The following is a 7136-nucleotide window of genomic DNA, read 5'->3' on the forward strand; positions in this document are numbered from 1 at the left end:
CCCCTATTTAGCGCCTAAGGGCTGTTTTTCCGGCGTACCAGCCTTACGCGGGTATTGCGCCGGTGTGCTTTTTATTTTAGCTATCTTTATTATAGCACGTCCATCATCCAGACCGGGTAATTTTACAGGCTCCGCACTGATAATTTTGCCGCCGAGAATTTTTACCGCAGCCTCTCCTTCGGTAATTTCCTCCGCAAACTTGCTGCCCTTCAGGGCGATAAACTGACCACCCTTTTTGGCCAGCGGCAGGCAATATTCGCTCAGCACGCTCAAACGTGCCACAGCGCGCGCCGTTACATAGTCATATTTTTCGCGGTGCTTTTTATCACGGCCCGCATCCTCTGCACGCAAATGCTCGCAGCGGATGCCCTTCACCCCCAGCTCCGCAATCACCTGCTGCAAAAAGCGCAGGCGCTTGCCCAAAGAATCTATCAGAGTTACCTTCAGCTCGGGGCAGTAGATTTTCAGCGGCACACCGGGAAAGCCGGCACCTGTGCCCACGTCCGCCAGGGTTTTACCGGCCATCTCCGCCTCGTAGGCCAGCAGGCTGTCTACCATATGCTTTACGGCAACCTCCTCAGGCTCGGTAATCGCGGTAAGGTTCATCACCTTATTGGTTTCCACCAGCAGCTCGTAATAACGGCTGAACTGCTCCAGCTGCAGCGGCGTAAAGCTCAAACCGGCCTCCGCACCCTTTTCGGCTAAAATTTCTGCAAAGGTCATTCTTCCTGCTCCTTTCGGCGCTTCAGCTCCAACGCAATCATCAGCACGCTGATATCAGCCGGTGACACACCGCTGATACGCGATGCCTGACCGATATTCGCCGGACGCACCTTGCCCAGCTTTTCAGCAGCCTCGCTGGAAAGCTCCTTAATCGCACGATAATCTATATCATCAGGCAGGCGCTTGTTTTCCAGCTTCATAAAGCGCTCTACCTCCTGACGCTGTTTCGTAATATAGCCCTCATACTTGGCGAAAATCTCAGCCTGCTCCGCAACCTGCGGTGCCAGCTCCGACAAACCGAAGGCCTGCTGCAGCTTGCTGTAGGTAACCTCCTTGCGGCGCAGCAAATCCAAAAGACTGCTGCCGCTGCGCAGCGGCGCCGTACCCATAGCCTCCAGCTTAGCATTGTTTTCCGCACTGGGAGAAATATTCTGCTTGCCCAGCTCGCTCACTGTGCGCTCCAAAGCAGTACGCTTTTCGGTGAAAATGCCGTAGCGCTTATCATCAACCAAACCAATAGCTCTGCCCTTTTCCGTCAAACGCAAATCAGCATTATCCTGACGCAGCAGCAAACGGTATTCCGCACGCGAGGTCATCATTCTGTAAGGCTCGGACGTGCCCTTGGTAACAAGGTCATCAATCAGCACGCCGATATACGCCTCATCACGGCGCAGCACCAGCGGCTCGCGTCCGTTAATCTTCATCATTGCGTTAATACCTGCCATCAGACCTTGGGCAGCAGCCTCCTCGTAGCCGCTGGTACCGTTGGACTGACCGGCACTGAACAAGCCGCTGATAGCCTTATGCTCCAGCGACGGACGCAGCTGCAGCGGATCAAGGCAATCGTAATCGATAGCATAACCCGCACGCATCATCTTGCAGTGCTCCAGTCCGGGAATAGTCTGCATAAACTGCAGCTGAATGTGCGCCGGCAAAGAAGAACTCATGCCTTGTACATACATTTCATTGGTACTGCGTCCCTCCGGCTCTATAAACAGCTGATGACGCTCCTTATTGGCGAAGCGCACAATCTTAGATTCGATAGACGGGCAGTAACGCGGGCCGACGCCCTCGATCATGCCGTTATACATACCGGATAAATGCAGATTATCGCGGATAATTTTATGTGTAGCCTCATTCGTATAGGTCAGATAGCAAGGAACCTGCTCACGTGTTTTGATATCGCTGATAAAGGAGAAGTTGCGCACCTCCTCATCGCCGTACTGCGGCTCCATCTTGCTGTAATCAAGACTGCGGGCATCAATACGCGCCGGCGTACCGGTCTTAAAGCGCATCAGCTCCACGCCGTTCTCCAGCAGCGAAGCAGACAGCTTCTGCGCACTGCGCAGACCGTTAGGACCGCATTCATAATTAACCTGGCCGTAAACAATACGGCCGCGCAGATAAGTACCGGTAGCCAGAATAACGCACTTCGCCTCGAAAACCTCGCCCGTTTCGGCCTCTACGCCAACAACCGCACCGTTTTCCACCAGCAGCTTATCAATCATCAGCTGCTTCAGCTCCAGATTCTCCTGGTCCTCGACAATCTTTTTCATCAACGTGTGATAAAAAGGCTTATCCTCCTGACCGCGCAGAGCATGTACGGCATAGCCCTTACCGGTATTCAAAAGACGCATCTGGATACATGCCAAATCCGCACTTATACCCATCTGGCCGCCTAAAGCATCCAGCTCACGCACCAGATGGCCTTTTGCCGGACCGCCGATAGACGGATTGCACGGCATCAGCGCCACATTATCCAACGACAGCGTCGCCAGCAGCGTCTTACCGCCCAGGCGGGCAGCAGCCAGCGCCGCCTCCACGCCTGCGTGGCCGGCGCCAACAACAATTACATCAAATGTATCTGTAATATAACTCATCTTAATAGACCTCTTAAAAATATATGTACCGACTATCACCATCTTACATGGGAGATAACCAGGAAATTAGCAGAAAACCCTAACGAGCAATTAATATATCGCTTACACAACCCTCAGTCATCGCCTACGGCGATGCCAGCTCCCTTTCAGGGAGCATGTAAAAGTTCATAGTAATAACCAAAGTTAAAACTTCGCAATAATATTATATCTTCCCTAAAAGGGAAGGTGGCTGCGAGCTTCAGCGAGCAGACGGAAGGGTTGCGATGCACACCCCTACTTACCGATACAGAACCGCTCAAAAATCTCATTGATAATCTCATCCTGCACTGTATCACCCGTAATCTCACCTAACAGGTCAATCGCCGAGCGCACATCAATCACAATGCAGTCATAAGGCAAATAATCCTGTGCCGCAAACTCCGCATCCTGCAGACCTGCCAGCGCCTCACGCAGCAAACGCTCCTGACGCGCATTCTGAATATATGCACCATCCCCCAGCGTACCCTTGCTGCCGTAAACATAGCTCTTCAGCCAGGCAGTAAACGCCTCAATGCCAACCAGAGTCTTAGCAGAAAGCGTCATCACCTTATCAGCGCCAAAGCGCTCTCGCAGCTGCGCCAAATCAACCTGCTGCGGCAAATCGCTCTTATTCACAATCACCACACAGGGCTTGCCGGCCGCAGCCTCTAAAATCGCCTCATCCTCATCCGTCAGGCCATCGCTGCCGTCAATCACGCAGATAACCAGCTCCGAATCCGCCAACAGCTGACGGCTCTTCTCCACGCCAATTTTCTCCACAAAATCATCGGTAGCACGGATACCCGCCGTATCAGCCAGCACCAACGGCACACCGTCAAGCAGCAGCTGCTCCTCAATAACATCACGCGTAGTACCGGCATACTGCGAAACAATAGCACGCTCCTCCCGTAGCAAAGCGTTTAGCAGGCTCGACTTGCCCACGTTCGGACGGCCAACAATAGCTGTACGCAAGCCCTCGCGCAAAATCTTGCCCGTATGCGCATGCGCCAGCAGATGCTCAATCCCGCTGCAGACAGTACTCAGGCTCTCCTGCACCCTGCCATAGGTAACATCCTCGATATCCTCCTCCGGATAATCAATCACAGCCTCCAGATTAACAACAATATCCACCAGCTGCTTACGCAGGCTGCGCAGCTCACCTGCAAGCTGTCCCTGCTGCTGACGCGCAGCCAGCTTCAAACTCGCCTCACTGCGCGAACGGATAATATCCATAACAGCCTCAGCCTGCGTCAGATCAATCCTGCCGTTCAAAAACGCACGCTTCGTAAACTCGCCGGCCTCCGCCGGACGCGCACCGGCAGCAAAAGTCAGCTGCAGAATCTTCTGCAGCGGCTGCACACCGCCGTGACACTGGATTTCAACCACATCCTCCGCCGTATAGGAACGGGGAGCACGCATATACACCGCCAGCACCTCATCTACAAGGCTGCCGTCCGTATCATAAACATGGCCATAAGCAAGCGTATTCACAGGATATGCACCAAGCGCCTTGCCGGAAGCCGCCTTAAACAAGGTCTCACCTACCGCCAACGCCTTTGGTCCGCTAATACGCACAATACCTACAGCACCTTCGCCAAGAGCCGTAGTAACAGCACTAATCGTATCCTCAGCCATATGACCCTCCTTCTTTTATCTGTACTGCATAAAAAAGCTCAGTACGTAAAAAAGGCTGCCGCAAATAAGCCTCTGATTAACTTAACGCGACAGCCTTGCTTTTTATTTTATTTTTTCAGCTCAATAACCACATGACGATAAGGCTCATCGCCCTCGCTCAGAGTAGTAACACGACGGTCACCCTGTAATGCCATATGGATAATCTTGCGTTCGTGCGGATTCATAGGCTCCAGGGCTACGCGCTCACCGGTACGTTTAACCTTATCTGCCAGACGTGCTGCCAGACGGTTAAGAGTTTCGATACGGCGGTCGCGGTAATCCTCAACGTCAATAATTACACGCACACGCTCGTTGCTATTCTTGTTAGCAACAAGATTAGTAAGGTATTGCAAGCTGTCTAAGGTCTGTCCATGCTTGCCGATTAAAATACCCATATCATCACCATGCAGGCGGAGGGTAACGCTGCCGTCATTTTTGTTGATAAATTTTTCCATAGCAACCTCAATATGCATAGCATTGAAGATTTTCTGCAAAAATTCCTTAGCAGCAGCAACTGCCTCATCACTTACATTGTATTTACGCGGTTCGCGGTTCTGACGTTCGCGACGCTCGCTCTTTAAAGCATTCAGCGCTGCGATAGCATCATCAACTGCATCATCCTTAGCATCTGCAGCCTTCTTCTTGAAATCCTCGGCAGCTACAGCTGCATCGGCCTTCACAGCATCAGCCTTTTTAGCCAGAGCACCGGCAGCTACGGTTGCAGCCACCTTTACTGCAGCTACAGCGTCGGCAGCAGCCTCGCTGACGGTTTTTTCAGCAGCGGGTGCAGCCTCAGCAGGTTTTTCTGCCTCTGCTTCTTCAGGTTTAACGCTTACGCGTACACGGGCATCCTTACGGCCAAAGCCTAAAAAGCCCTTTTTTGCTTCCTCTAATACTTCAACAACAGCCTGGTCGGCAGTAACATTCAGTTCTGCCAAAGCTGCTGCAACAGCTTCGTCCACGCTCTTACCGGTCTTCTCAACAAAAGCCATCTTTACCAACTCCTATACGCTTACACGCTTATTCAGCAGCAGCTCTGTTCATAATAGACTGCTGTGCAATCTGCATAATATTCATAACAACCCAGTACAGTACCAAACCTGCCGGGAAGGTCAAGCTGATATAACCGATGAACAGAGGCATGAAGTACATCATCATCTTGTTCTGTGCACCACCGCCGTTTGCCGGCATAGTCTGCTTGGTCTGAATAAAAGTAGTTAATGCGGAAAGCACCGGCAGAACATAGGTCGGGTCTGCCTTGGAAATATCAGCCAGCCACAAAAAGCTGGTAACGATTTCCGGATGTGCTGCATAGTTGTAATCACGGATACCGTAGAAAATACCAATCATAATCGGCATCTGGATGAGCAGCGGCAGACAGCCTGCCAGCGGATTAACGCCTTCGCTCTTATATAAATTAGCCAGCTCCATATTCAGGCGCTGTTTATCATCCTTATATTTTTCCTGTAAAGCCTTCATTTTCGGCTGAATTTCCATCATAGCCTTAGTTGACTGAATCTGCTTTTGAGTCAGCGGATACATAATCAGCTTAATAATAATTGTCATTAACACAATAGCCAGGCCAAGGTTCGGTATACCGACGCTCTCAGTAAAATTGTAGAGCACAGTTAACACCTGTTGTACGATATTAGCGAGAAAATCCAAGATATCACTCCTTAAAAAACAAAGTGTTATAGCTTAATAGTATGCTTATGGCACAGGGTCATAACCGCCCGAATGAAAAGGATGACATTTTGCGATACGCTTAATCGCCAGCCACGTTCCCTTCACAGGACCCTTCTTCTGAATCGCTTCAATAGCATACGCTGAACATGTAGGATAAAACCTGCAGGTCGGCGGTTTCAGCGGTGATATAAAAATCTGGTAGAATCTTATACACAAAATCAGTAACCTGCTCATAGCCTTCTATCCTTATTACTGCAGCAGAGCTGCTCTTTTTGCCAGTCTTAAAAATACACGCTCAAAAGTCTTGTAATCAGCCTTTGTCAGCTTCTTGCGAGCTACCCAGACTATATGGTAACCCTTTTTGAGTTCTGCCTTATGCATGCGGAATACTTCACGCATCAGACGCTTGGCACGGTTGCGCACCACAGCACAGCCCAGCTTCTTGCCTACCGCCAGACCGATTTTTATATCTTCGCCCTGATCCGGGAGAATATAAAAAACCGACATAGCATCGACAACAGTGCGTCCCTTTACATAGACAATCTGAAAGCTTTTCTTCGATTTAAGTCGATTTAATTTTTTTAAAGTAAACTTTTTCTTTTGCATCAAATGCACACCTGCCCGCATGGAAAAAATAGGCCACTTGCGCGGCCTATTTTATAATGTTATGCAGACAATTTCTTTCTGCCTCTAGCACGTCTTCTTTTGAGAACTTGACGACCGCCCAAAGTTTTCATTCTTTCTCTGAAACCATGAGTTCTTTTTCTTCTGAGATTGTTAGGTTGAAAAGTACGCTTCATTCAGTATTCCCTCCTTATCCACCGCAAAATTTTATCAATTTCTAATTTATGTGAATATTGATAGCTGTTATTTGCTCTACCAACGCAGTAACAATGCGCCTTCATCAGCACGTACTGCACCACGCAAGGTATTACTAACTCATTATATGGGAAAATAAAAACTTCGTCAAGTAAAAACAGCCATTTTTCTGCCATCTCAGAAATTTTTCTTGAAAATTTGCGAAGTTATCCACAGTCTGATAAAATATATGTGTATATCTAGCTTCACTTAAACCGGCGCTTACACCGCCCTTCCGCGGGCAATGCAGGCTGTCGTTTTTATTTTTCTAAAATCAGCGAGAAAGGATGTATCTAT

Annotated in this window: 8 protein-coding genes; all 8 read right to left on the reverse strand. The window is 49.6% G+C overall.

Features of this window, described 5'->3' with window-relative positions; all coding sequences use genetic code 11:
• Positions 1–3: 3 nt before the first annotated feature.
• The 8 genes from rsmG to rpmH all read right to left on the reverse strand — a co-directional run bounded on the left by rsmG (position 4) and on the right by rpmH (position 6781).
• Positions 4–723, reverse strand: coding sequence for a 16S rRNA (guanine(527)-N(7))-methyltransferase RsmG (gene rsmG, locus M5E81_RS11255; RefSeq protein WP_249747544.1), 720 nt, complete (start codon positions 721–723; stop codon positions 4–6).
• Positions 720–2603 (reverse strand): tRNA uridine-5-carboxymethylaminomethyl(34) synthesis enzyme MnmG, encoded by a 1884-nt coding sequence (gene mnmG, locus M5E81_RS11260; protein ID WP_249747545.1) that lies wholly within the window; start codon positions 2601–2603, stop codon positions 720–722. The genes rsmG and mnmG overlap by 4 nt, the downstream gene beginning before the upstream one ends.
• A 273-nt stretch (positions 2604–2876) precedes the next feature.
• Entirely contained in the window at positions 2877–4256 is a 1380-nt protein-coding gene (gene mnmE, locus M5E81_RS11265) for a tRNA uridine-5-carboxymethylaminomethyl(34) synthesis GTPase MnmE (RefSeq protein WP_009145471.1), read from the reverse strand.
• 107 nt (positions 4257–4363) lie between these two features.
• Positions 4364–5287, reverse strand: coding sequence for an RNA-binding cell elongation regulator Jag/EloR (jag, locus tag M5E81_RS11270; protein WP_249747546.1), 924 nt, complete (start codon positions 5285–5287; stop codon positions 4364–4366).
• A 28-nt stretch (positions 5288–5315) separates the two neighbouring features.
• Positions 5316–5960: a YidC/Oxa1 family membrane protein insertase gene (locus M5E81_RS11275; RefSeq protein WP_276768978.1), complete on the reverse strand. Its 645-nt coding sequence runs from the start codon at positions 5958–5960 to the stop codon at positions 5316–5318.
• Between the two features lie 45 nt (positions 5961–6005).
• Positions 6006–6215: a membrane protein insertion efficiency factor YidD gene (gene yidD / locus M5E81_RS11280; protein ID WP_071585659.1), complete on the reverse strand. Its 210-nt coding sequence runs from the start codon at positions 6213–6215 to the stop codon at positions 6006–6008.
• Between the two features lie 15 nt (positions 6216–6230).
• Positions 6231–6587 carry a ribonuclease P protein component gene (gene rnpA / locus M5E81_RS11285; RefSeq protein ID WP_249747548.1) on the reverse strand — a complete coding sequence of 119 codons (357 nt, stop codon included), beginning with the start codon at positions 6585–6587 and terminating at the stop codon, positions 6231–6233.
• Between the two features lie 59 nt (positions 6588–6646).
• Entirely contained in the window at positions 6647–6781 is a 135-nt protein-coding gene (gene rpmH / locus M5E81_RS11290) for a 50S ribosomal protein L34 (RefSeq protein ID WP_021718820.1), read from the reverse strand.
• Between the last annotated feature and the right edge of the window lie 355 nt (positions 6782–7136).

The organism is Phascolarctobacterium succinatutens (genome assembly GCF_023497905.1).
In the GTDB taxonomy this organism is placed as follows: Bacteria; Bacillota; Negativicutes; order Acidaminococcales; family Acidaminococcaceae; genus Phascolarctobacterium_A; species Phascolarctobacterium_A succinatutens.

What these genes read in the sequence shown, in the direction of transcription:
- rnpA (WP_249747548.1), bottom strand. Translation starts at nt 6,587, where the DNA reads ATGCAAAAGAAAAAGTTTACTTTAAAAAAATTAAATCGACTTAAATCG.
- mnmG (WP_249747545.1), bottom strand. Translation starts at nt 2,603, where the DNA reads ATGAGTTATATTACAGATACATTTGATGTAATTGTTGTTGGCGCCGGC.
- mnmE (WP_009145471.1), bottom strand. Translation starts at nt 4,256, where the DNA reads ATGGCTGAGGATACGATTAGTGCTGTTACTACGGCTCTTGGCGAAGGT.
- rpmH (WP_021718820.1), bottom strand. Translation starts at nt 6,781, where the DNA reads ATGAAGCGTACTTTTCAACCTAACAATCTCAGAAGAAAAAGAACTCAT.
- jag (WP_249747546.1), bottom strand. Translation starts at nt 5,287, where the DNA reads ATGGCTTTTGTTGAGAAGACCGGTAAGAGCGTGGACGAAGCTGTTGCA.
- rsmG (WP_249747544.1), bottom strand. Translation starts at nt 723, where the DNA reads ATGACCTTTGCAGAAATTTTAGCCGAAAAGGGTGCGGAGGCCGGTTTG.
- yidD (WP_071585659.1), bottom strand. Translation starts at nt 6,215, where the DNA reads ATGAGCAGGTTACTGATTTTGTGTATAAGATTCTACCAGATTTTTATA.